Origin of the sequence: Pseudomonas sp. W22_MBD1_FP4 (assembly GCF_052113765.1) — a bacterium.
Classification (GTDB): domain Bacteria; phylum Pseudomonadota; class Gammaproteobacteria; order Pseudomonadales; family Pseudomonadaceae; genus Aquipseudomonas; species Aquipseudomonas sivasensis.
In genome coordinates this window covers 115,312-140,572 of sequence record NZ_JBGQOI010000002.1, presented here as the reverse complement: position 1 = coordinate 140,572, position 25,261 = coordinate 115,312, and the positions used below count along the sequence as shown (strand labels likewise).

Below are 25,261 nucleotides of genomic sequence, written 5' to 3'. Positions count from 1 at the left end.
ACGTGTAATAAGCCTTGGGCCAGGACGGCCCGAGGTGGTTGCAACAGCCTTGCGTGGCGAGATCGATCCCCATCATCCGTTCGATCGCGCCACGCGAGTCTGCTTCTACCCCGCCTTTATTGATCCTTGAGCCGCTCGGCAGCCAGCCGTTGCGCCAAGGCATCCACATCCTTCACCGGCTCATCCGGCATGATCTTCAGAGTCGCCTGCATCAGGCGCATCTGACGGATAAACCGGCGGCAGTTCGGGCAGAACATCAAGTGATGACGCACCAGCAAGCGCTCGCGAAAGGTCAATTGCCCATCGAGATAGTCACTGGAACGTGCCACTTGTTCTTTACAGGTCAACATTCGCCCGTTTCCTCAAAATGCTCCACCGTGGCAAAGACTTTAAGCCGTGCTCGATGTAACAGCACACGGACATTGGAGAGTGAGAGCGTCAGGAGATTACAAATCTCCTCCAACTCCAGGCCCTGGCGTTCACGCAGCACCAGGACGCTGCTTTGCAACTGCGACAAACTCAGCAGCGTATGCTCCAGGCAATCACGCAGCTCATCCTCGGTCAGCAAGGCTTCCGGCGTGTCCTGATGCCAGGCAAAGGGGGCGACCGCCCAGTGGCCATCGTCGGGGGTAAAGCGGTCATCGCCGATGGTGCCGTGGGGCGAAGGCAAATCGTCGAGCAACACCTCACGACGATTCTGCTTGTAGCGCCCCTTGGCGGCGTTAGCGGTGATGGTCAGCAGCCAGGTCTTGAGGCTGGACCGGCCTTCGAACTTGGACAGGTTGCGCACTACCGACAGCCAGGCGTCCTGGACGATTTCATCGGCATGGCGCTGGCCGACGATGGCATATGCCACCGCCCGCATGGCGCTCTGGTAGGTGGTGACCAACTCCTTGTAAGCCCGTTGATCACCCTTGAGCAGGCGTTCAAGCAGATGCGCGTCGTCCGCTGCTGCCATTGTCTACCTCGATTTCACTGCAAGGCCTGTCGCAGGATCAACGCTTGCGCAGGATCACGCTGCCGATGGAATAACCTGCACCGAACGAACTGAGCACCGCAACCGACCCTTTGGGCAGGTCATCCTGGTAGGTGTGAAACGCAATCACCGAGCCAGCGGAGCTGGTATTGGCGTAAGTATCGAGAATCACCGGGGCCTCTTCTACCGTGGCTTCGCGGCCCAGCAGTTTCTTCACAATCAGGTGGTTCATGCTCAGGTTGGCCTGGTGCAGCCAGAAGCGTTTCACATCGGCCACGTTCAACTGGTTTTCTTCGAGGTGCACGCCGATCAGCTCGGCCACCATCGGGCACACGTCGCGGAAGACTTTGCGGCCTTCCTGCACGAACAGCTTGTCGGGCGCGCCGATGCCCTCTTCCGCCGCACGGTTGAGGAAGCCGAAGTTGTTGCGGATGTTGTTGGAAAACTTGGTCAGCAGCTTGGTGCTCACCACATCGAACTGGTGCTCGGACGTTGCCAGGTCGGCACGTTCCAGGACCACAGCAGTAGCGGCGTCACCAAAGATGAAGTGGCTATCGCGATCGCGGAAGTTCAGGTGGCCGGTGCAGACCTCCGGGTTGACCATCAGGATCGCCCGGGCCTGGCCGAGTTGGATGCTGTTGGCGGCGTTCTGGATGCCGAAGGTCGCCGAGGAGCACGCCACATTCATGTCAAAACCGAACCCGGCGATACCCAGGGCTTCCTGGACTTCGATGGCAATGGCCGGGTAGGCGCGCTGCAGGTTGGAGCAGGCGACGATCACGCCGTCGATGTCGGCGGCGGTCTTGCCTGCACGCTGCAGGGCTTGTTCGGCGGCGCCGATGGCCATCTGGCAGAGCACCGACCATTCGTCGTTGCTGCGCTCAGGCAGGCGTGGGGCCATGCGCTGCGGATCGAGAATGCCGTCTTTGTCCATCACGAAGCGGCTCTTGATGCCCGACGCCTTTTCGATAAAGGCCGCGCTGGACTCAGTCAGCGCCTGCACCTCGCCACGCTCGATGGCAGCGGCGTTGTCAGCATTGAACTGCTGCACGTAGGTATTGAAAGACTGCACCAGCTCTTCGTTAGAGATGCTGTTGGCAGGGGTGTAAAGGCCAGTGCCGCTGATGACGACGTTATGCACGGTCGTTCCTCTAAATCTGTCAGGCAGAAGATATTGGTACCGTCGTACCAAACTGTGAGTAGTTCTATTCCGCCCAGCGGACATCAAACTGGCATCGCTTTATTCCATCGCGTCGCTGCTACGACGATCCCGGCATTTATGGGCGCGAAGTTTGCCACAAACGCTGGGGTTTGGCGCCACTTCCCAGACAAACACCTTTTTAATGTGTGGGAGGGGCTTGCTCCCGATAGCGGTGTGTCAGTTACAGAATTTGTTTCTGATAGACCGCCATCGGGAGCCCCCCCCCTTCCCACATTGAAACCTTGTCGATGCTGGAAATCGTGAAGGGATCAGGCCTCGACCAGCGTCCACTGCTTGCTCAAGCGCTTGTCGGAAATTGGCACTTTGGTGCCCAACTGCTGGGCAAACAACGACACCCGATATTCCTCCAGCCACCAGCGATAAAGCTCCAACTGAGGATCACGCTTACCTTCCTGGGCATGCTTGTTCAGGCGGTTCTGGTATTGCGCCCACAGCCCGCTGAGCTCGCTGCTCCACACCCGATCTTTTTGCACCTGGCTCGGCAGTTTTTCCAGACGCAACTCAATGGCCTTGAGGTAACGCGGCAGCTCCTTGAACCACTGCGCCGGGGTTTCCCGCACAAAACCTGGATAGACCAAATTACTCAGTTGCTGCTTGATGTCATTCAAGGCCACCGCCTGCGCCAGGTCGATCTTGCCTTTGAAGCGCTTTTGCAAGCCGTGCCAGAGTTTCAGCACCTCCAGGGTCAAGCGCGCCTGGCGTTCGGCGTGTTCGGTCCAACTGCCGCGCTTGCGTTCGGCCAAAGCGGCCAAACCAGCGCCATCACGCGGCAGGCTGGCTTCGCCTTCGAGCACGCAGGTGTCTAGGCTCGCCAGCAGGATGTCTTCCACCAGCGCATCGATACGCCCCAATTCACGGTACATCAGCCCCAACTCGGTGAGGCCGGGTAACTTGCCGCGCAGGAACTTCGCCGGTTCCGCCAGTTGCTGCATGAGCAGACGCTGCAACGCGCGGCGATGCTGGAACTCAGCCTCGGCGGCGGTGGAAAAGCGACCTTCCTTGACCGTACCGTTTTCTTCCACCAGCGCCGGGTACACCGTCATCGACAGCCCAGCGATCTTTTGCTGGGTTTTCTCGGCCACAGCGGCGAACACCTTGGCTTCCACCGGCTGCTGGCTTTTCGCCGTTTGCGGCACGGCCAACGCGGCTTGGCTGGCTTCGGCAAAGCGTGCGGTCAGCTCAGCCAAGTCGCGACCTTCGCCGAGGAACTTACCTTGGCCGTCGACCACTTCCAGGTTCATCTTCAGGTGGCTTTCCACCTGCTGCGCCGACTCGGCCCAAGCTTCATCGCTGACCCGCGCGCCGGTCATGCGCAACAGTTCACGCCCCAGCGCCTGGGGCAGCGAGCCCTGACCGAACTCGATGCGTTGCAGTGCGGCCTTTACGAAGTCCGGCACCGGCACGAAATTCTTGCGCAGCGCTTTGGGCAGGTTGCGCACCAGGGCGATGCACTTGGCTTCAATCACCCCCGGCACCAGCCATTCCAAACGTTCCGGCGGCAAGGCCGGCAACAGCGGCGCCGGTACGCGCAGGGTCACGCCGTCGCGCGGGTGGTTGGGTTCGAAGTGGTAACTCAGGGCCAGTTCCAGATCGCCCAAGTGCAGGGTGTCCGGGTAATGCGCGGCGGTGACTTCACTGGCCTCACGGGCGAGCACGTCTTCTTCGCGCATGATCAGCAGTTGCGGGTCTTTCTGGCTGTTGACCTTGTACCAGCTGTCAAAGGTGGCGGTCTGGTGGATCTCCGCCGGCAAGCGCGCGTCGTAGAAGGCGTACAGGGTTTCTTCATCGGCCAGGATGTCGCGACGGCGGGCCTTGGCTTCCAGTTCGTCGAGTTGTTCCAGCAGTTGCTGGTTGGCCGTGAGGCACTTGGCGCGGGATTGAATCTCGCCGCGCACCAGGCCTTCGCGGATAAACAGCTCGCGGGACACCACCGGGTCAATCGGCCCGTAATGCACCGGCCGGCGCCCGACCACAATCAACCCGAACAAGGTGATCTGCTCAAACGCCACCACTTGGCCGCGCTTCTTCTCCCAATGCGGCTCGAAGTGGTTTTTCTTGATCAGGTGCCCGGCCAGCGGTTCGATCCAGTCAGCGTCGATCTTGGCGACCATGCGCGCGTACAACTTGGTGGTTTCCACCAGTTCGGCGGTCATCAGCCATTGCGGACGCTTCTTGCCAATACCCGACGAAGGGTGAATCCAAAAGCGCCGCTGGCGCGCACCGAGGTAGTCACCGTCTTCGGTCTTCTGCCCGATCTGGCTGAGCAGGCCGGAGAGCACCGCTTTGTGCAGTTTCGGGAAGTCAGCCGGTTCTTTGTTGATGGTCAGCTGCATGTCACGACAGATCAGGCTCAACTGGCGATGGGAATCACGCCACTCGCGCAGGCGCAGGTAGTTGAGGAAGTTCTTGCGGCACCAGTTGCGTAACGGGCTGGCCGTGAGCTCCTGGCGCTGTTCTTCAAAGCCGCGCCACAAATTGACCAGCCCGGCGAAGTCCGAATCGGGATCTTTCCACTGTGCATGGGCCTGGTCGGCGGCCTGTTGGCGCTCCGGCGGACGCTCGCGCGGGTCCTGGATCGACATGGCGCTGGCGACGATCAGCACTTCCTGCAAACTGCCGAGCTTGGCGGCTTCCAGCAACATGCGCCCCATGCGCGGGTCCACCGGCAGGCGCGCCAGTTGGCGGCCCAGCGGGGTGAGTTGGCTGTTGCGGTCCACGGCCGAGAGTTCTTGCAACAGGTTGAAACCGTCGCTGATCGCCTTGCCATCCGGCGGTTCGATAAACGGGAAGTCGGTGATTTCACCCAAGCGCAGGTGCAGCATCTGCAGGATCACGGCGGCGAGGTTGGTACGCAGGATCTCCGGATCGGTAAATTCCGGCCGCCCGATAAAATCTTCTTCGCTGAACAGACGGATGCAGATACCCGGCTCGACCCGGCCGCACCGACCTTTACGCTGGTTGGCACTGGCCTGGGAAATCGCCTCGATCGGCAGGCGCTGCACCTTGGCGCGGTAGCTGTAGCGGCTGATGCGTGCGGTGCCGCTGTCGATCACATAACGAATGCCAGGCACGGTCAGCGAGGTTTCCGCGACGTTGGTCGCCAGCACCACGCGCCGGCCCGGGTGGGATTGGAAAATCCGCTGCTGCTCGGCCGGTGACAGGCGCGCGTACAGTGGCAGGATTTCCGTGTGCTTGAGCTGGGCCTTGCGCAGCATCTCGGCGGCGTCACGAATCTCGCGCTCGCCCGGCAAAAACACCAGCACATCGCCGGGGCTGCGCCGTTCGCTGCGCTCGTAAGCGGCAATTTCATCGAGGGTCGCGAGAATCGCCTGGTCGACGGTCAAGTCATCCTCGACGCGGTTGCCCTCTTCGTCCTGCTCCAGGGTCAGCGGGCGGTACCACGTGTCTACCGGGAACGTGCGACCCGAAACCTCGACAATCGGTGCATCGTCGAAGTGCTTGGAAAAGCGCTCCAGGTCGATGGTGGCCGAGGTGATGATGACTTTGAGGTCCGGGCGACGCGGTAGCAGGGTTTTCAGGTAACCGAGCAGGAAGTCGATGTTCAGGCTGCGTTCGTGGGCTTCGTCGACGATGATCGTGTCGTAGCGTTCCAGGTAACGGTCGTTCTGGGTTTCCGCCAGCAGGATGCCGTCAGTCATCAGCTTGATCAGGGTGTTGGAATCGCTCTGATCCTCGAACCGGACCTGATAGCCCACCAACGCGCCCAAAGGCGTGGCCAACTCTTCGGCAACCCGGCTGGCAACGCTGCGCGCGGCAATCCGGCGTGGCTGGGTGTGGCCGATCAAACCGTACTGGCCGCGACCGATTTCCAGGCAGATTTTCGGCAACTGGGTGGTTTTACCCGAACCGGTTTCGCCGGCAATGATCAGCACCTGATGTTTGTTCAGCGCGTCCTTGATCTCGTCGCGCTTGGCGGCAATCGGCAGGCTGTCGTCGTAGCGAATCACCGGCAGGCTGGCGCGCCGTGCCGTGACCTGGGCGCAGGACGCCTGCATGCGCGTGACCCACTGCGCCAGTTTTTCCTCGTCGGGCTTCTTGCGCAGCTCAAGCAACTGCCGCCGCAAGCGGTGGCGGTCGGCGAGCATGGCGTGATCGAGGTTTTTCAGCAGTTGGTCAATAGCGGGCGCTTGGTCAGTCATCAGGGCGGCAAGGGTCTTTTGGGTGAGGCAGGTGAGGCCTGCGCAGCATCAGTCGATGGAATGGACGCGATTGTCGCAGATTTCGACAGGACGGGAGACGTTGCGTCATCGGGTAACGGCGCTGGCAGCCCCATCACAAGGACGGTTCCTACAAAAATCCGACCACCGTTCCCACGCGTTAAAGCTGAAATCCGATGTATTGAGCGAGCGACGCGGGGTTCAAATCTGCCCCCCCCCAAGAGGATTTCGTATGCCTATTGATCCCCATCGCTCTACCAGCGGCAGTTTCTCGCATTCACACGCCAACACACATCACGACGTCACGCCTTATAAAGGCTCGCCGTTACCCTGCTGCACTTCCGTTGGCTATGCGCTGCTGAACAATACAAAAGCGCGGGACCTGAATGCGGAGCTGCACCTGGCAGGCGCGGCGCTGAACCCCAAAAACCCCAGAGGTCAGTTGGTGAACGTCAATCAGCCAAAAGACCTGAACATCCTGGATAAACCAACTTCGTTGAATAAGTTTGTGCTTACCCAAGGCGGCCAATTGGTAGTCGGCAACATCGACAAAAACGTGCCACCCAAGTGGATGTCTCACCCCGCCATTGCCGAAATCGGCGCTGGCCCCGGTCAGTCGCAGAAGATCGTCAGTGCCGGGTACATGAAAAAAAACCTGCTGGGGAAAGTCTGTCTATCCAATACGTCAGGCCATTACTTACCCAAGCAAAGTGACTTGAGGCCCGCGCTGCAACATTTAAGGAGCATGGGCGTGGAGGCAACCAAGGGCGTATGTGTCATCGTCTGACGCCAGCCGACTCAGGGCGGGGGTTCCAGCATACCTCGCCCTTCAGGAGTAACCGCGCTCCTTGCGTCGGTACGGAAACACATCAATCACCTTCCCCGCGCGAATCGCTTCTTGCAGCCCCTTCCAGTAGTCGGCGTTGTACAACTCGCCATGCAATTCATCAAATAGCTTGCGCTGCCCGGCGTCGGCGAACAGGAACGGCGGGAATTCTTCTGGAAACACGTCCAGCGGACCGATGGAGTACCAGGGTTCCGACGCCATTTCATCCTCGGGCGTGCGTGGCTCGGGGATGTGGCGGAAATTGGCCTCGGTGAGAAAGCAGATTTCGTCGTAGTCATAAAACACCACGCGGCCGTGGCGGGTGACGCCGAAGTTCTTCAGCAGCATGTCGCCGGGGAAGATATTCGCCGCCGCCAGTTGCTTGATGGCCAAGCCGTAGTCCTCCAGGGCTTCGCGCACCTGGGCGGGGTTGGCGTTTTCGAGGTACAGGTTGAGCGGGGTCATGCGCCGCTCGGTCCAGCAGTGACGAATGAGCACGGTGTCGCCCTCTACTTCGACGGTGCCGGCGGCGACTTCCAGCAACTCGGCCAGGCACTCGGGCTCGAACTTGCTCAAGGGGAAACGGAAGTCGGCAAACTCCTGGGTATCGGCCATGCGCCCCACACGGTCGACGCTTTTGACCAGCCGGTACTTCTCGATGACCGTGGCGCGGTTGACGTTTTTCGACGGTGAAAAGCGGTCCTTGATGATCTTGAACACGGTGTTGAAGCCCGGCAGCGTGAACACACTCATGACCATGCCACGCACGCCCGGCGCCATGATGAATTGGTCGTCGGTGGTGGCCAGGTGATTGATCAGCGCGCGATAGAACTCCGACTTGCCATGCTTATAGAAGCCGATAGAGGTGTACAGCTCGGCAACGTGCTTGCCCGGCAGGATGCGCTTGAGGAAACCGATGAACTCCGCGGGCACCGGTACGTCGACCATGAAGTAGGAACGCGTAAACGAAAAGATGATCGACACATCGGCTTCGTCGGTGATCAACGCATCGATCTGGATGCCCTGCCCTTCGCGGTGCAACAACGGAATCACCAGGGGCCATTGTTCCTCTCGGGTGTAGAGGCGACCTACAAGATAGGCGCCTTTGTTGCGGTAGAGCACCGAAGAAAACAACTCGACCTTGAGGTCCGGGTCCTTGCACACCCAATCGGGCAGGTTTTCCCGTAATTGCGCTTCGAGGCGCTGCAGGTCTGCGTTCAGATCGGCGTAGGGCTCGCTGAAACGGTAGTCCGCAAAGATCTGCGCAAGCATCTCGCCGATTTTACCGGCGGGCGTATAGGTGCGGGTCTGCGCTGCCCGCGCCCGACGCAGGCTGGGCCGAGTGGTGTGGATAAACATGCAGCCGTCGCTGATCAGGTCGTGGCTGAACAGGCCGCAGAAGATCGAGTTGTACCAAGTCTCGGACAGCTCATCGTCGAAACGCAGGTCGATCAAGTCGATGTAGGCGCTTTTGACCAAGGGCCACAGGTCGACATCCAGTAAGTCCGTGTCTTCGAAACGGGCGCGCAGGCCAGCGATCACCTCAGAGACCTTCTCTTCGTACAGGTTGATCCGCGCCGCGGACGCCGCCTGGCCCTGCTGCCACTGCGCCTTTTCGAAACGCTCGCGGGCGCCATCGGTGATCTGGCGAAAGTGCTCACGGTAATCGTCGAAGCCGTCGAGGATCGTGCGGGCGATAGCGAGGGCGGGCGTGGGTTGCGACATGCGGAAAACCTCGAACGAGCATCGGGAAGCCCTGAGCTTAGCCAGTGTATGTAAGCAGGAGAAGGCTGATTTTTTGCGCTGCGTTGTACAACTTCGTTCACATCGTACATTTGTTTTCAATTTTTTTAATTCGACCATACGGTCAATAAAAACACCTATTAGTCGTCATCCGTTTGACCAATAGCCGCTAACGGCGGGGCTTGGCACTTGGTGCCAGAAATAGCGGTGCCAATTCCAATTTTGATCCCGCCTCAAGCGTTGGATCCAACTAAGGGAAACCCCGATTACCACCTTGATGGCACTTTGATATACAGCGCGCCCTCTCCCACCCTAACAAGGTCAAAAGACCGATCCGGGAGCAGGTTCTAATTGCCCAAGGAGCATTGAGATGTCATTGAGGAACATGAGGATCGGTCTGCGTGCCAGTCTGAGTTTTGGGGTGTTGGCCAGCTTGCTGGTGATTGTTGGCCTGTTCGGCCTGGGGCAGATGGCCAAGCTGCGCGAAAGCGCGCTGGTCATCGAGCAGTCGTGGATGCCGAGCATCGAGAATATCCACGACAGCGCGGCCTTCGCGGCCAGTATCCGCCTGGAGGCTTTGCGCCTGGTGACCACCGATGAGTCCCGGGTGCGTGACAACAGCAGAAACCTGATCACCCTGCAGCGCAACGAACTGCAAACCCTGCTGGCCCGCCATGAAACCCTGCTGACCAATGACGAAGAGCGCGAGATGCTCAAGCAGGTCAAAACCGACGTGGCCGGCTACCTGGCGATCGTCGGCCAAATGGTTGATTTGATCGATAAGGATCAGCAACAAGACGCTATTGACCTGCTCAACAACCGCCTTGCGACTCAAGGCACCCTCCTCACCCAGAGTTTGGAAAAGCTGATCGTCTTCAATCAGAACGGTGTCGAAGCCGCCGCGGACTCCGCCGCACAGATGTATTCGAGCGCGCAATGGGTGGTCGGCCTGATCATCGTGATTGCACTGATCGCCACTTTGCTGCTGGCGTGGCTGCTGACCCGCAGCATCACCGCGCCGCTCAGCCAGGCGCTGTCCGTGGCGCGCACCATCGCCGCCGGCGACTTGAGCCAACCGATCAACGTCAGCGGCAATGATGAGCCGGCCCAACTGCTTGGCGCCCTGGTCACCATGCAGACGCAGTTGCAGACCACCATCCGTGGGATCAGCGAATCGGCGCAACAACTGGCCTCGGCCGCCGAAGAAATGAGCTCGGTGATGGAACAGAGCACGCGCGGCCTGCAAGCGCAAAACGATGAAATCGAACAGGCCGCCACCGCCGTTACCCAGATGAGCGCGGCCGTGGACGAAGTGGCGGGCAATGCGGTGTCTAGCGCCGAAGCGTCCCAGGCCTCGGATGAAGACAGCAAGCACGGCCACTACCAGATCAGCGAAACCATCAGCTCGATCCAGAACCTGGTGGATGAAGTACTCGGCGCCTCGAACAAAGCCGAAGGCCTGGCGGTACAGGCCCAGGACATCAGCAAGGTGCTGGAAGTCATCCGTGGGATTGCCGGGCAAACCAACCTGCTGGCCCTCAACGCTGCGATTGAAGCGGCGCGCGCAGGTGAAGCCGGGCGCGGTTTTGCGGTGGTTGCCGACGAGGTGCGTTCCCTCGCGCAGCGCACACAGGATTCCACCGAAGAAATCGAGCAGATGATCAGCGGTATCCAGCAAGGCACGCAGGACACCGTCGAAGCGTTGAACAGCAGCGCAGAGCACGCTGGCCAGACCCTGCAACGGGCCAACAGCGCCGGCAGCGCCCTTGAGAAAATCACCGCCGCCATCTCGCAGATCAGCCAGCGCAACCTGGTGATTGCCAGCGCCGCCGAGCAACAGGCGCTGGTGGCCCGCGAAGTGGACCGCAGCCTGGTGAATATCCGCGACCTGTCCACCCAGACCGCCGCCGGCGCTACCCAGACCTCGGCCGCCAGCCAGGAATTGTCGCGCCTGGCAGTGGACCTCAACGGTTTGGTGACGCGGTTTGTCGTGTAAACAGTGATTGTGTCGGACAGGTGACTGGGCAACACTCGCGGCCTTATTGATGTAGGAATATTCCGTGAGACCTGTCGACACCCTGTACCTGTTGGGGCTGGCTGCCATTTGGGGCGCGAGCTTTTTGTTCATGCGCATCATCGCCCCGGAAATCGGCCCCGTGCCGACCGCGTTTTTCCGCGTATCGATTGCCGCTGTCGGCCTGCTGGTGATGCTGGCAGTAATGCGAGTGCGCTGGGATTTCCAGGGCAAGTTCAAGACAGTCCTGTTGCTCGGCGTGATCAACTCCGGGATCCCGGCGACCATGTACTCCGTGGCCGCCCAAGTGCTGCCGGCCGGTTACTCGGCGATCTTCAATGCCACTACGCCGCTGATGGGCGTATTGATCGGCGGGCTGTTCTTCAGCGAACGGCTCACCGCTTCAAAAATCGCCGGGGTGAGCCTTGGCCTGCTTGGTGTAGGCGTACTCACGCGCGCCGGGCCGGTGGCCTTTGACCTTGAGCTGTTGATGGGCGCAGTGGCCTGCCTGGTGGCGACCACCTGTTACGGCTTCGCCGGCTTCCTCGCGCGGCGTTGGCTGGACCAGCGTGGCGGGTTGGACAGTCGCCTGTCCGCCTTGGGCAGCATGCTCGGCGCGACGTTGTTTCTGTTGCCGCTCTTCGCCTACAGCGCCGCCCTGCATCCGCCCGCGAGCTGGGGTGGCTGGGAGGTGTGGGCATCGTTGCTCGGGTTGGGGTTGGGGTGTACGGCGTTGGCGTACGTTTTGTACTTCCGGTTGCTGACGGCTATTGGACCGGTGAGGTCGATGACCACTACCTTCCTGATTCCGCCGTTTGGGGTGCTGTGGGGGGCGTTGTTGCTCGACGAACCGTTATCGATGGCGCATCTATACGGCGGGGTGTTGATTGGGGGGGCGTTGGGGTTGGTGTTGCGGGTGGGGAAGGTGGCTAAGGCCCGGTAATTTTTGCCACGACTTTTAATGACAAATTTACTGGGTTTCCAGTCAATCTGCGGTGCTCGAACCTACATGCTCAATGACCGTTGCTTCCCCGTATCGCAGGAGGTATGGTGCCGAGCCCGCCGGCACAGGCCAAACTTCAACGGCGCAGGAAGATGGCGCAGTGGCAATCACCGATGATCAACGGCCGGCCCCCACAGCAACATCAATACCCGATAGGCAGGCTTATAAGTTAATGGATAACTGATATGGAAATCTTCAAAAAACACCGTGCCAGCACGCAGTTCCTCCTATTCGCCGTGGCTGTGCTGGCCCTGATGTCGTTACGCTACGGGATGCTTGATTTTGCCAGCAACTCGCTCTGGGCGGAGGACGGTGCCGAATTTTATCCAAAGGCCGTTCACTTAGGGCTCTACTCTCTGTTTCATCCTTACTCAGGGTACTTGCACCTATTTCCACGGCTTTTTGCGTTTCTAGCAACAGTCGTGAATGCTCCACTGATACCAATAATATTTTTCAGTGGATGGCTGCTCTCCACCCTTATGTTGTATTGGTCAGTAAGAAGAGTAATGGCTGACCGGCCACATTTTGCACTAATCAGCTTTATGGTCCCGCTTGCTGCGTTGCTACAACCTCACTCAGGAGAAACCTTTCTAAATCTTACCAATTCTCAGTGGTGGCTTGGCTGTGTCCTGGCTGTCATCGCATCAATGCCTTGGGCGTTCGGAAATCGATCCATCCCAGTCGTCGCCGTTCTTTCGTTAACCGGGCCTTTTTCAATACTTTTTTTACCTATCGCCGCCATTCAATGCGTGCGCCATAAGCGATATGCGCTCCTGGCCACCATCACAATCGGTGCAGCATTACAAACAGTAGTCCTTTTTAACAACCCTAGGAACGCGCAAGAGCTTGATCCCATCATCGATCATTGGGTTTCGAGTCTGATCACGTTCTTAACGTTTGGATCGGACAACCTCTTAACTCGCATAGCATCCTCAGTATTTTGGGTTGGATTTTTAGCAACCATGATTCGCCCCGCCCGAGGTTCATGGCCGTTAGTTGCTTGCGGCCTCGCTACCTTTATCGCAGCACTCTACTCACTGAAGGGCATGCCTCAGGCATTGAGTCCGCTGTTGAATGGCGGTCGATATTTTGTAGTACCTTACGCCCTAATCATAATCGCCACGTTTAACAACATTAGGACTATTACCGTTTTAAATGGAACTACCTTTATAGCCTTGGGATATGTACTTATATTCTCCCTGCATACTATCAAGCAGACCGACACCAATTATCGAGGTTATGCGAAGTTCTCTAAATTCGAAAAAGACTTGAAAATCCCCACCGCTCCACTCGGAGCGGATGACGTAGGGTACTCAATACAAATTACTAAATCTGGCCAAATACCGGGTATATCAGCTGATGGCCCAGCTATTGCAGCCGGAATAACAAAATTGGTCGAACACATTTGCGAGAACAGCCGTAACGTAGGTTACGCCGTAAGCCTTACGCTCCCTAAGGGGGAGTATGTTACGTTAAAGTGGCGGCGTGAGGGACGCTCCAAGTTTGAAAGCATCAGCCGGTATTACAATGCTGGTGAGGCGCGCGTGCAAATTGCATTCAAAAAAAGTAAAAGGCCGATCGACCTCTACATTGAAACAACCGGCAGCAGCTCCACAATATCATTAGACAAACCAGTGATAGCGTGCTTCTAAAGCGCACGGGCATTCGAGTTGCGAGGAGCCAACGACGATGTGGGTTTGATAAGCCCGGGCACTTCTTCCTGACGGCTGAGCGCCTCAAGCAACAGTTGCTTGGGCAAAACAGGATTATCCGGAATGTCGTCGGGCAGCGAAATCATGGCCCGGACTGCACCGTCAGCCTACTTAGCGTGTGTTCAAAACCTGATGAGGGCGATTACGCCAAAGGTAAAAACCGTCGAGTAACCAGTTAAGTTCCAGAACAGCCAGGACGATCACCTCTTCGCAGGCCTAGGCGATGTTTTAAAACGTTCGGATTCGAGGCGCTTGAGCCAAAGGCAGAAGCAGTTGCGCTCCTAATACAATATCTTCGACCAGTTGCATGGCTTGTTGAGAAAGACGAAAAGCACAGGGCCGAACACCGCTACTTTGATAACAGCACGACCAAAGCAGCGAGGCCATCGATAGACTTTTGGACGTCGACGGGCTAGGGATAGAGGTACACTTTTTGACTTTGGCGCCGGGTCGCCTCATGAGGGGCTGGCTCCAGAAAAGGATCGGAGCAGAGCATCAGATTTCAAGTTGAGGTTTTGAATGCGTGGGTGATGGATCGTTTACTCAGTCACGGCACTGTAGGGCGTTCCCCCCTACAGTGTATTAGTTCGGGGAGTATAAAGCTGGAGCCCAAGATAGGCCTTCCCGTCATACTTGTCCTCGATCGCGACCCGGTTACGGTGAGCTTTACTTGACGAAGATCTCAACCGGCGGCTGGGGACAGCGGATGACCTGTCCATTGCGCTCAATCCCAGTGGTCAGCTCATAACGGCCTTGCAGGTCGGTCACATCAACATAGCCGGAATACCCCGCCATCAGCATTTGCGGTGCTTTGAAGTGATCGGCCACGTCCACGCGCGGCTCACTGTTAATATTCGCCATGAGCAAGCCCTTATCCCCACTTAAAAAGACAACACGCTGAACATTGTCCATGTTCGAATCGGCTTTCTCGGCGTTCCAACCTCGGACGGAAATGAAATTATTGACCTTGGCAGCTCCCTTCACCACCGGACTACCATTGATAGCGTCCAATGAGCCAACACACTCCGCTAATACTGGTTGGGTAGCCGCTTTGAGCTTAGCAATATTCAACAACTCACTGGCGCGTCTACTGTGCGGGTTTTTCATGCCATAGAACTTCACACCTACCGCATCCAGCCAACCACGGTCATTATCTTTTGTACTGTATATCGCGATACTGTCGACCTTCTTGATATCAATAAACTCAGCACTCACATACATGGACAAAAACTCTTTCGAACTCTCGACCAGTGGTGATACCAGGAACGGTGTTTGCATCATTCCTGAAATAACACGGTACTCCAGAATTTGGCCGCTTTTCAATGTCACCCGACCTAAAAGATAGCTGGGCTTGAACAGTAAGGATTTGAGTTTACCCAGCATACTCGGCCTGACTTTAACCGTCATGTACACCTGCCCGTCAAAGTCAGGAATCTTGACCGGTTGCCCCATTCGAGTATCAGCCTGCCCAAGATCAACGAGCGTTGGCGCAGGATTGTTATTGCGAGAGAGGATGATTCTTTTACCAGCCAACGCTTGGGGCTCATACTGCTGAAACAGTGCAGGCCAACTTGCGCCATCCTCTAGAGAAGCGAGGCGCCCGTCGATGGGCTCTATATTGAAAATTATATTTTTCGGCGCTCGGTTGCTTTGAAGAAAATTGGCATTTTTTTCAAGTAGTGCAGGCGTATACGCCGAGTAGCTTTGGAAAATCGGCCTGGGGGACCACTCGTTATCAGACGCGAGTAAAGCAGCCTGTCCGTAAGAGTAGACGTCGGTAGAGCCATTCAATTTAGGAATGGGATCACTTACCGCAATTTCCTGCTTGGCCGCCTTGAAATTTGCAGCTAACACATCCGGGTCCAATACTCGAATCAAAGCGCCGTTCAAGCTCGATTCAGCGCGCGATAAAAAGTAATTGGTGACTCCAACAGGATGGGTGGACAGGCTCACGAAAGCCACTGCAGAGCCCAAGACAATCGCGATAACCGTTGTACCGAGAGTGCGTAATGAGTGGATCAGGGGCCAAGCCAGTAAGGCGAGAGTCATAATCCCAATACCCATCATCGCAGGGTGCGTGTCCTGCCGAACGAAGCCAGCCTTGAATAGCAGGAATAGGTAAGTGCCGCCCAGTACTGCCACAGTAGCTACGAGCAACTTGGACAATCGCGCAGAGTTCAAGATACCGAATAGAACAACCACGGACCCAACTAATGCGACAGCAGGAATTACCAGGCTCCCGTAGATAGCCATAGCCTCGGTGTATCCTGAAATAATTGGAAGAGCATTAAAAACATACATGGGAAGATCACTTAGCTTCTGCCCAACTACTACCCACAAGCTAATAAGTGTGATCACAGGAATCAGTAAGACTGCAGCTATCGCCTTGTACTCACGCTGAAGCACAAAAAGCAAAATTGCGATTAATGCACTGAAGCCACAAATCACCGAAAAACTGAGCTTGATCAGAGGCAGTATCCCAAAGACAGGAAGTAAAGCTATAAACACATATAGACGACGCCCCTTCCACCTCTCCCCTTCTAAGTTCGATCCAATTACATTGAACAGTACGATAATGGGCATCACCATGAAAAAAGCGTCCTTGCGATCTCCGAACCACGCAAAAACCAAAACCAACATGATGACTGGAATAACGCGACGTCGATCAACAAAGATTGACCAAATACCAAAATACATAGCAACAGCGAGATACAGAGACAATATAAAATAAAAATTCCCGTACTTTAAGGAATATACCCAAGTGTACACATTAGCCAGCGGACCATATGTGAAAACCATATCATTACCGAGGCTGATACCGTTATCAACTGCATAGCTCATACCCCACATCCATGAAGGGTCGAGAGCATTTTCAGGCATATGCGGGGCGAACGAAACGAAGGTTATCAGCACAGAAATAAGCAAAAGTACGCATGACGCTATCCATATTTTCCGTGATGACATTATGGGGGCTGTCCCGGCACTGCTCATTGACTATCTCTCCAAATCTTAGATTGCATGCGGCAATCGAACCGTCTTACTTTCCAAACAACCGGGCATAGGTATATCACGCCATTTGAACAGCGCCGTCTCACACATATCGCTAATAACTGCCAGGTTTTAAGTAACGCTGGCAGTAGCGATGAGTGGCAACACTTCAGTACTTCAACGAAATGACCAGCGTTTATGCCCCAAATAGCTGGTGAATACTGGCACAGCAACACCGACCGCGTGAGCAATCTCATCTATAAACGCCTGTACGCCCAACGCTGGCAAGATATAAAACGCCAGCCCCATACTAATCAACCATGTTTGCAGCGCAGCAACGATATTGACAAGAACGAAAATTACGGCTGATCGTTGCACCGACTGTTCGCTTTCTTTGAAAACAAAAAGTTTCGCCAGCACGAACGCAGTAATCATGCCGGTGATATAAGCCAGGATTACCGCAGTCGAAAAACCAACCCAATGGCTATAAATGATTCGTGAGCCGAAGTTCACAACTGCTGCGGTTCCACCGGTGAACAGAAACGTCAAGAACTGCCGGGACATGAATTGCTGAATCACTTGACTGCATCCCGTGCCATCTTCCGACCAAAATCAATACTCTCAGAGATACCGCGATCCTCAGGATAGTAATACGACGTATCCGCCACCCATAGCCCAACCACCGGCAGCGATACGGGAGGCAGCCGGTCCAGATAACTAGGATCACAAATCGGCTGTGCGTACCGATAACGACTGGCACGCAGGTCGATAAAGTCATCGTCCGTCAGCGCTGGATTGATCTTTTTGAAATACCGGCGAACCTTGTCGAGAAAAACCTCATCCGGCTCAGCGAATTTCGGATGCTCGCCGGGTACATAGAACGGCACATAGACAATGTGCTGATCCAGAGGTCGCAGATTGCTGTACTCGACTAGGCCGGGAATATCCATATCCGGATCGTTGGTGTTCAGCCAAAAGTTTTCGGTCAGTGGTTTACGCAGCTTTGCAATCACGCAAACCACGGCCACATTCTTCAGTGCCTTGAAGCGCTCGAGAATGTCATCGGGCAGATCCGGCATCACCTTTGGGACGTAAGGCAATGGAATGGTACTGATCACTTTGTCGAAGTGCTCAATTACGCCATTTACCTCGACCCCATGAACCTTCCCACCTTCCATCAGCACTTTGGTGACAGGCGCCTTCAAACGGATATCGCCGCCATGGGCTTCGATGTCCCGCTTAATGGCCTGCAACAGTGTCTCTGAGCCGCCTTCCAGATAACCGAGTTTCTCGCGGAACAGACTGTATCTGGAACGACCTATGCGGCGAATACGGCTCCAGATCCAGGCGGCAGAAAGGTTGCTGGCGTAGCCATAGAACTTGTAATCGAACAACCGACGCCACAAGACTTCCCAGGCCTCTTCACCTACCCAGCGACGGATCCAGCCTGTGGCCTCAACATCGTCCAGTGGCTTCCAGTCATTACGCTTTGTGCAAAGAAAAGCGTGCAGGCCGTAGCGAACCTTGGCAACCAGACTCAACCCCTTGAACTTGAGCAGCGCTATGGGATTACCCCATGGCTGAAGGCGGTTTTGATACCAATAACCCATCTTGGTTTCCACCCAGCGCATCTGATCCGCCAGGCTCAACTCATCCAGCATGGTGAGGAACGCATGGTCGGAAATGCAATGAAAGTGGTAATAACGTTCAATGGTCAAACCGGAAAAATCAAACGCTGCCGTCATACCACCGACACGATCATCCGCCTCAAAAATAACTGGCGTGTGCCCGTCACGTGCCAATTGGTACGCTACGGCAAGCCCCATAGGACCCGCACCCAATACCGCAATTCGCTGCCCCATACTCAAAACTCCAGAACCACTTTGCCGTAAGTTGGATCGTTAAATGTTTCTTCCACCGCTTCGGCAAAGGGTGTGTACGGAACTCCGAAAATACCCGGCCAATCGATTACTTCGAACTCGTCTTTGGTACTCAACGCTGCTAACTGCTGAGTCGTGAAGGGCGGGTTTTTATCAAACAACCCCCACATCCAGATCAAGCCGTAGAACAATGTGTACGGAATGCGCACAATCGGGGTTTTGGCTTTTATGGCCGTTTTGATGACACAAATCATATCGATATAATCGATTTTTTCATGCCCTGAAATATTGTAGATGCCGTCTTTAATATTATTTTCTATGCAACTGATGATTACATTACTGAAGTCACCCACATACAGGGGTTGACGCATATAGCGGCCATGTCCTGGAATCGGAAAAACCGGGACTTTCTTCATGAAGCGCGACAGCCAACCCAAATGCTTACGGTCAAACCAGCCAAACATCAGGGTCGGACGCAGGATAGGGCATGGGATACCGCTGTCGAGCACCATCTTTTCCTGATCTTTTTTAGTCCTCGTATAAAAGTCATCTGCCAGGGACTCCACAACAGACGAACTGATGTGCACCAGGCAAGGAACATCGTTCAACTTGATGGCTTCAAGAATCAACGCAGTGGCATCGACGTTATTGCGCACAAAATCCTGATAATCGAGACCACCAATCTGCGCCTGAAGCATCACGACGACGTCGGCACCTACGAAGTGGCGCTGCCATTCGCCTGGCTCAGCAAGGTCGGCATACTCAACAGTTACATCGGGTTGAACCTGCTTCAGCACCTTAAGGTTCGCGCGGTGCTTATCCAGCACCACAATATCGGTGTAGCCCTTTGCCTTGAACCGGGCAACCAGATTTTGGCCCACGAGGCCGGCACCGCCGGGAAGAATAATTTTTTTGTTCAGTGTTGCTTGCATTGAATCTGCCTCACTCGTGGGCGAAAATTTAGTTGTGATCAGTCTTAAGCGCTATCGCAGACCACTCGCCCCAAGCATCGCCGTTATCTGAAATCTTTATGGTGAAACTTTCAGGGAATCGCTTATCGGAAAAATCCAATGCTGCCCATTCAGTGGCAATTGGAAGAACAGAGAAGCTATTCGGCTCGTCGTTCACCTGAAGTGTCTGGCGACCGCTTGTGGGACCTGATCTATACAGCAACTTATCGCCTCGCTTGAGGCGTAGCACAATCGACCCTGTATCAGCATCTGATTGCCGCCAGCTCCCCATCACCGTCAGCCCATCAATCTTGGAGTGCCACGAGTCAGTGCCACTCCATTCTGTTCCCTGTACGACATCCGAAGTTGTCACAGCAGTGGCATTCACACCTGGGTTGACCAGACTGAAGCTGTACAGAATGGGGGTAGACAATACATTGAAGTAACACGAACCGCTGGAGATGATCTTCAACTGACCACCAAGGCTACCTTTGAGTACATAGCCCTTGAGCTTAGCGTTAGCAGCGCTGGCCCCCTCAATTTCGGCTATATCACTTCGGCTACCACCAGTCACCGCGTAACCCACAACAATATTTTTTTGATCGAGGATAACAACTGAGCGCGGAACCGTTTCAGAGGCTTCATCATAGATCCAACCACTGATCGCGGCCCAACGTTCCTCCCCCACAATAGGGGTGATTTGCTCGACACTTCCCAAACACTGTTTTCCATCAGTGCGATTACTCAAGGTACCGATTTTTCGCTGAGCACCAAGAATAGGTTTAATACCAAAGATAGAGATATTATGTTCAGATGCGCTTTGGGCAACATGAAGAGCCCGATCAACTCTCGGATAAACATAATTGATCTGGGCTTTATCACTGACATTGAGTTCGAGTGCCAAAGCCGCAACGAGCCGCTCGAAATGCTCATCGCTCTTCGCCCCAAGCGCGCGTGACTGTCCCAGCAACAAAGCAATTGAGAGCATTAAGAAAATTGGGAGTATAACGCGATATTTTTCGGCCCAACGAGACAAAATCGGCATCATCATGACAAACAGGGCGGCCCATAACATGAGCGCCGGAGTAGTATATCGACTACTCGACGCTTGCTCGACGCCCAGCTCCAGGCGTCCGCTCGCAGTCCCCAGCGCCGTCCCACCGATATAAAGAACAAATAACAGCAGACTGAGATGAAGGTAGTTTTTCTGGCTGGAGCGAATAGTCAAATAAGCCTGGGCAGCGATGACAACAATAAGTAAAAAGCCAGCAACAGCCGCAACAGCAACCTTCAGCGAATTTTCTGAAAAAGGTGCAATATAATAAAACGGGCTGCCTACGTAGACAAATATGTAGTGTGCAATCCCCAATGGATCGTTCAACAAGGTACGCAGCAAAGAACCTTCTTTCACCGGTGCCTTATAAAAGTAAAAGCTTATGCAAACGACCGCAAGGACACCTACAATCGCATTTCTACGCCAGCCGATCCTGCAGAACACGCCATACAGCAACAAAAGAGGCATGGTTATAACACCATTCGCCATGGTACCGACCGCGAGCACCCCAAACAGCACAGCACAGACAAAGTAACGCGTGGATTTTTGCGGAACGCTGGACATTTTATAAATAAAATAGAAAGCACACAGCGGCAACAACTGCGCCATAAAAAATTGGCTTTGAAAGCCGACCGTGAAGTTCTCGTATTGGCTCCAGCAAAACAACCAACTTACCAGTACACACATGAAGAAAGGGCGAGTGGCTTTGTTCGGAAGGTGTTTAAACGCCTCACTTAGAAACTTGACAAACACCAGGCAGCCCGCCGCTGCAAGCAGGTAGTTTATAAGGATAAGTGAGTAACTTAACCCACCAAACCAGCGGATGTCATTCCAGAAGAAAAGTCTGGATAGTACAATTCGATGCTCGTTATGCGACGCCCACCAAGCGGCATAATTACCCTCAGACACTTTTGTGTAGAAATCGATATAGCCGTCCCACATGTCCCAATAGGGCACGGGGGAAAATGAAATTACACCGCCTATGAGTGAAGTTATTACGATGGCAATGCATAGAAGCAACGCGGCGACCGTAAAATTACGAATACTATTAGATTTCAAAATATCCCTCCCCAATAAAGCCCAACGCAACAAGATAAAATTAAAGGTTGAGCCTTTTAAAAATTACACTTGGTACACTTTTTATAATCAGCATGATTAGGCGCCAAAACCCCGGCACATACAGTGTGTCTTTTTGCTTTTCAACGCCTTTGATGATAAGAGCCGCCACTTGTTCTGGCGTCGCCAGCAGCGCAGCCGGCAAGGCCAGACCACGAGTCATAGGCGTGTCAACGAACCCCGGCTTGATTGTCATCACATGCACGCCGACCTTGAACATCCTCGCGCGTAACCCCTCACAGAAGGTCGACACCGCCGCTTTCGCCGTACCATAAAGGTAGTTCGAAGGCCTGCCGCGGTCGCCTGCCACAGATGAGATCACCGCTAACGTGCCACAGCGCTGGGTCTCAAATTGATTGGCAAGAAGCGAGAGCAGACCAATCACCGACGTTCCGTTGTTGCTGAGCTCTGCCAATGCAACAGAGACATCCCGCTCACACGCTTTTTGATCTGGCAAAGTACCGTGTGCTATGAGCGCAACATCAATTTGTTGCAGCGTAGCGGCACAGCTTTCGAGCATCGGGCCATGGGCAGCAAAATCGGTGGCATCCATGCAGTGAACAGTCACTGTTTTTGCACCGCGCGCGGTGAGATCCGCCGAGACTTGTGCGAGCTTGTCGGCACTGCGAGCGACGAGAAAGAACTCGCTGCCTTGTTCTGCCCAAAGGCGAGCGCAAGCAGTGGCGATGGCCGATGTAGCGCCAATAATCAAAATTCGTTTCATTGAGTAACTCGTTTCCAAAAGTGGGAATTCAGCGAGGGATCACGCAACGCTTCCAGTCGCTCCCAGCCAGGATAGGCCTGGCGAAAATCGGCGCCGCTCATGTGAGCATCCTTGGCCGGGTACAGACGCCCTCCTCCTTCGCGAACGATGGCATCCAACCGGGTGAACAGACGCGCCAGATCCGCCTTGTGGGGAAAGTCGAGGGCCAGGGAAGTTCCAGGCAGCGGAAACGAAAGCAGGCCCGGAGAAGCGATGTCTCCACAGCGTTTGAGCACGGCTAGAAACGAGCCCTGCCCTGACTCGGCAATAGCGCCCAGCAGGTCGCGCATGACCACGTCAGCGACTGCGTCAGGAATCACACACTGGTACTGCTGGAACCCACGGCGGCCATAAATACGGTTCCAATGCAGGATGCGGTCCAATGGATAAAAAAACGGTTCGTAGCTGCTACGTTTGCGTGTGCTCTGCGCAGGATGTACCCGCCAATACAAATCATTGAAGGCACGCAAGGACAGATTGTTTATCAGGGAAATTGGCGGTGTCAGCGGAACACTCAACTTTGTCCGCGCGTCCACTTCCAGTGAGCCATAACGGGCATGGTCACCCACGATGAATACACCGCGCCCAGTCTGGGGGCCCTTCGCCAGGCAATCGATCCAGGCAACACTGTATTCATGCTGATGATCCAGTTCAGCGGACAAATTGAAAAACTCCGCCAGGTTCTCGAATCGAACCACTTTGCTATCTATCTGGCTCGCGCGAATCGGGATCAACTGAATTTGCGCCCAGGTAATAATCCCCGTCAGGCCCAGGCCGCCAATGGTCGCAGCGTAAAGCTCTGTATTTTCAGTTGGGGAACAGCTCAGATGTTCTTCGTTGTGTCGCAACAAACCGAAGGAACGTACGTGGTTGCCGAAAGTGCCGCGCAGGTGATGGTTTTTTCCGTGGACATCGTTCGCAATCGCACCGCCTAGTGTTGCGAACTGCGTGCCTGGCGTGACGGACAAGAACCAGCCTTGTGGTATAGCGATTGCCAGTATCTCGGCGAGGGTTACACCTGCTTCGGCGGTAACAATGCCTTGCTGCCAGTCGGCCTGGATGAAGCGATCAAGGCTTCGCATATGCAAAACATGATTGCTATCGGCCATGCAACTGTCGCCATAACTGCGTCCGTTACCATAGGGCAGCGTGCTGCCCTGCGCCGCGACCACTGCATCCCGTAGAGCGGCGACGTCGCTAAGCCAGCTAAACGCGTGTGCAGTTTGAGGCGTACGCGGATAGCAGCCCCAGGAATAAAGCGCACGGCTCATGCAGCCACCCAGAACACCAGCCCAAACAATGCGCCGACAATCAAGCTGATACGGTCGCGGATCGCGAACACCACGGGATCGTCATGCATTTGTCCGCGATGCGTGAGCATCCACACTCGGGTTATCCAGAACAGCAGCAACGGGCAGGCCAACCAAATGACTTGCGGATGGGCGTAAAGGCCAGTGGTGGCCTGGTCGTGGATGTACAACGCCAACACCATGACCGCCAGATAGCCGGAAGAGGCTCCCAACGAGGAGATCATTTCCAGATCCGCCGGGTAATAGCCTCGACCACGAGTCTTCCCGGTATCGCCCTTTCGCTTCGCTTCGCGTAGCTCTGCGTAACGCTTAACCAGCGCGAGGCTCAAGAAAATGAACATTGAAAACGCCAGAATCCAGAAGGTCAGCGCCAATCCAAATGCTGCCGCCCCTGCAATTATGCGCAAGGTATAGAGAGCGGCCAGTGCGATCACGTCGATAGCCATTTGTCGCTTCAATAAAAGCGAATAGGCCAGCGTCAATATGTAATAAACGACGAGCGCGCCAGAAAACGCCCAAGGCAATAGCCATATGGCGCCGGCAAAAGCGCCAAGCAACAGTAGTGGAAAGACGAGCACTCCGTATTTGATCGACAATCGTCCCGACGCAAATGGTCGGTTTCTTTTGGAGTGATGATGTCGATCATCTGCGAGATCTAATAAGTCATTGAGCACATAGACACTTGACGCGCAGAGCCCAAAAAACAAAAAGGCCAGAATGCCCTGCCATAGGAGCAATGGGCTGGTCAGTTGGTGAGCCGCGATCAGAGGAACAAAAATCAGCGCATTCTTCATCCACTGGTGAAGCCGAAAAGCCTTCAGCCAGTCTTTTAGACCAGATGTATTGGAATGAATGACTTGTTGCACATTACCGTGGGACTGAGCTCGACGCTCAACGCCTGACTCCGGGTTGACGACATAGGCCTTGCGGGCTGAAGCCCACACGAGGATGTCATCATGGGAGTTGCCCACGTAATCGAAGCCACCCTCGCCGTACTGCTCGACCAGAAGGTCTCTCTTGCGATGAGCTGACAGGTTGCGGTTGGCATCCGACGCCAGCACCAAGTCAAATAATTGGAGGTGCTCTGCAATACTTTCGGCAAGGCTGTGATGACTGGCCGTAGCCAGAACAATGGTACGACCTTTGCATCGCTCATCCTCGATCAGCTCAATCACTACCGGATCGAAAGGTAAGACACTGACATCAATAGGGTTGGCGAGGGCGAGCTCCTCTTTCAGGACAGCCTTTCCCTTGGTCAGCCATCCAAAAACCTTGAATAGACTCAAGGGCTTATGGCGGACAAAAGCCATACCTGTTTCCAGCAGCATGTCGGAGCGCAGCAGCGTACCGTCGAGATCGACAACTAGCGGAAAGCCGGGAGATGCAATATGGACAGTCACGAGAACTCTTCCCTGAACATTGGGTAACCTACTACAAAATAAACTTATGAAAATAACGGGAAGCAAACGCTAAGGCATACTCAAACACAGTGCCTTTTATTCGCGGGCAACGTTACCACAGACGAA

At 55.2% G+C, this 25,261-nt stretch carries 18 protein-coding genes; 4 read left to right on the top strand and 14 right to left on the bottom strand.

Translation table 11 applies throughout. The features are described 5' to 3' along the window. Positions 1–116: 116 nt before the first annotated feature. The 4 genes from ACEN2T_RS03450 to hrpA form a co-directional block, all read right to left on the bottom strand. Positions 117–350, bottom strand: coding sequence for an anti-sigma factor family protein (locus tag ACEN2T_RS03450; protein ID WP_032887702.1), 234 nt, complete (start codon positions 348–350; stop codon positions 117–119). Next, positions 344–958, bottom strand: a complete 615-nt coding sequence (locus tag ACEN2T_RS03445) for an RNA polymerase sigma factor (RefSeq protein ID WP_032887701.1) — start codon at positions 956–958, stop codon at positions 344–346. The genes ACEN2T_RS03450 and ACEN2T_RS03445 overlap by 7 nt, the downstream gene beginning before the upstream one ends. A gap of 37 nt (positions 959–995) precedes the next feature. Beyond that, positions 996–2,117, bottom strand: a complete 1,122-nt coding sequence (locus tag ACEN2T_RS03440) for a beta-ketoacyl-ACP synthase III (RefSeq protein WP_032887699.1) — start codon at positions 2,115–2,117, stop codon at positions 996–998. A gap of 329 nt (positions 2,118–2,446) precedes the next feature. Then, positions 2,447–6,358, bottom strand: coding sequence for an ATP-dependent RNA helicase HrpA (gene hrpA / locus ACEN2T_RS03435; RefSeq protein WP_095185390.1), 3,912 nt, complete (start codon positions 6,356–6,358; stop codon positions 2,447–2,449). A gap of 55 nt (positions 6,359–6,413) precedes the next feature. On the opposite strand from hrpA, the gene ACEN2T_RS03430 reads away from it, so the two are divergent. After that, positions 6,414–7,163 carry a hypothetical protein gene (locus ACEN2T_RS03430; RefSeq protein ID WP_442116316.1) on the top strand — a complete coding sequence of 250 codons (750 nt, stop codon included), beginning with the start codon at positions 6,414–6,416 and terminating at the stop codon, positions 7,161–7,163. A 42-nt stretch (positions 7,164–7,205) separates the two neighbouring features. Here the strand turns inward: ACEN2T_RS03430 and aceK are convergent, their stop codons facing one another. After that, positions 7,206–8,927 (bottom strand): bifunctional isocitrate dehydrogenase kinase/phosphatase, encoded by a 1,722-nt coding sequence (aceK, locus tag ACEN2T_RS03425; protein WP_442116315.1) that lies wholly within the window; start codon positions 8,925–8,927, stop codon positions 7,206–7,208. Between the two features lie 388 nt (positions 8,928–9,315). Between aceK and ACEN2T_RS03420 the strand changes: the two genes are divergently transcribed. The 3 genes from ACEN2T_RS03420 (at position 9,316) to ACEN2T_RS03410 (ending at position 13,614) form a co-directional block, all read left to right on the top strand. Beyond that, positions 9,316–10,941 (top strand): methyl-accepting chemotaxis protein, encoded by a 1,626-nt coding sequence (locus tag ACEN2T_RS03420; RefSeq protein WP_442116314.1) that lies wholly within the window; start codon positions 9,316–9,318, stop codon positions 10,939–10,941. Positions 10,942–11,005: 64 nt separating this feature from the next. Then, positions 11,006–11,902 (top strand): DMT family transporter, encoded by an 897-nt coding sequence (locus tag ACEN2T_RS03415; protein WP_442116313.1) that lies wholly within the window; start codon positions 11,006–11,008, stop codon positions 11,900–11,902. Between the two features lie 245 nt (positions 11,903–12,147). Beyond that, positions 12,148–13,614 carry a hypothetical protein gene (locus ACEN2T_RS03410; protein ID WP_442116312.1) on the top strand — a complete coding sequence of 489 codons (1,467 nt, stop codon included), beginning with the start codon at positions 12,148–12,150 and terminating at the stop codon, positions 13,612–13,614. Here the strand turns inward: ACEN2T_RS03410 and ACEN2T_RS03405 are convergent. The 9 genes from ACEN2T_RS03405 to ACEN2T_RS03365 form a co-directional block, all read right to left on the bottom strand. Further along, a complete protein-coding gene (locus ACEN2T_RS03405; RefSeq protein ID WP_158234824.1) occupies positions 13,611–13,760 on the bottom strand; it encodes a hypothetical protein in 150 nt (49 codons plus the stop codon). The two genes, ACEN2T_RS03410 and ACEN2T_RS03405, sit on opposite strands and share 4 nt — an antisense overlap. 580 nt (positions 13,761–14,340) lie before the next feature. Continuing rightward, positions 14,341–16,515, bottom strand: coding sequence for a hypothetical protein (locus ACEN2T_RS03400; RefSeq protein ID WP_122754467.1), 2,175 nt, complete (start codon positions 16,513–16,515; stop codon positions 14,341–14,343). Between the two features lie 324 nt (positions 16,516–16,839). Next, positions 16,840–17,241, bottom strand: a complete 402-nt coding sequence (locus tag ACEN2T_RS03395; RefSeq protein ID WP_099602974.1) for a GtrA family protein — start codon at positions 17,239–17,241, stop codon at positions 16,840–16,842. Then, positions 17,238–18,524 (bottom strand): NAD(P)/FAD-dependent oxidoreductase, encoded by a 1,287-nt coding sequence (locus ACEN2T_RS03390; RefSeq protein ID WP_122754468.1) that lies wholly within the window; start codon positions 18,522–18,524, stop codon positions 17,238–17,240. Before ACEN2T_RS03390 ends, ACEN2T_RS03395 begins: the two co-directional genes overlap by 4 nt. Positions 18,525–18,526: 2 nt before the next feature. Then, positions 18,527–19,474 (bottom strand): NAD-dependent epimerase/dehydratase family protein, encoded by a 948-nt coding sequence (locus ACEN2T_RS03385; protein WP_099602972.1) that lies wholly within the window; start codon positions 19,472–19,474, stop codon positions 18,527–18,529. Between the two features lie 28 nt (positions 19,475–19,502). Next, on the bottom strand, positions 19,503–21,605 hold the full coding sequence (locus tag ACEN2T_RS03380) for a hypothetical protein (RefSeq protein ID WP_122754469.1): 2,103 nt from the start codon (positions 21,603–21,605) through the stop codon (positions 19,503–19,505). Positions 21,606–21,645: 40 nt separating this feature from the next. Then, positions 21,646–22,386, bottom strand: coding sequence for an SDR family oxidoreductase (locus ACEN2T_RS03375; protein ID WP_122754470.1), 741 nt, complete (start codon positions 22,384–22,386; stop codon positions 21,646–21,648). Beyond that, positions 22,383–23,696, bottom strand: coding sequence for an FAD-binding oxidoreductase (locus ACEN2T_RS03370; RefSeq protein ID WP_099602969.1), 1,314 nt, complete (start codon positions 23,694–23,696; stop codon positions 22,383–22,385). Before ACEN2T_RS03370 ends, ACEN2T_RS03375 begins: the two co-directional genes overlap by 4 nt. Continuing rightward, complete coding sequence (locus ACEN2T_RS03365; RefSeq protein ID WP_442116408.1) at positions 23,693–25,063, bottom strand: UbiA family prenyltransferase; 1,371 nt, start codon at positions 25,061–25,063, stop codon at positions 23,693–23,695. The genes ACEN2T_RS03370 and ACEN2T_RS03365 overlap by 4 nt, the downstream gene beginning before the upstream one ends. Positions 25,064–25,261 lie beyond the last annotated feature (198 nt).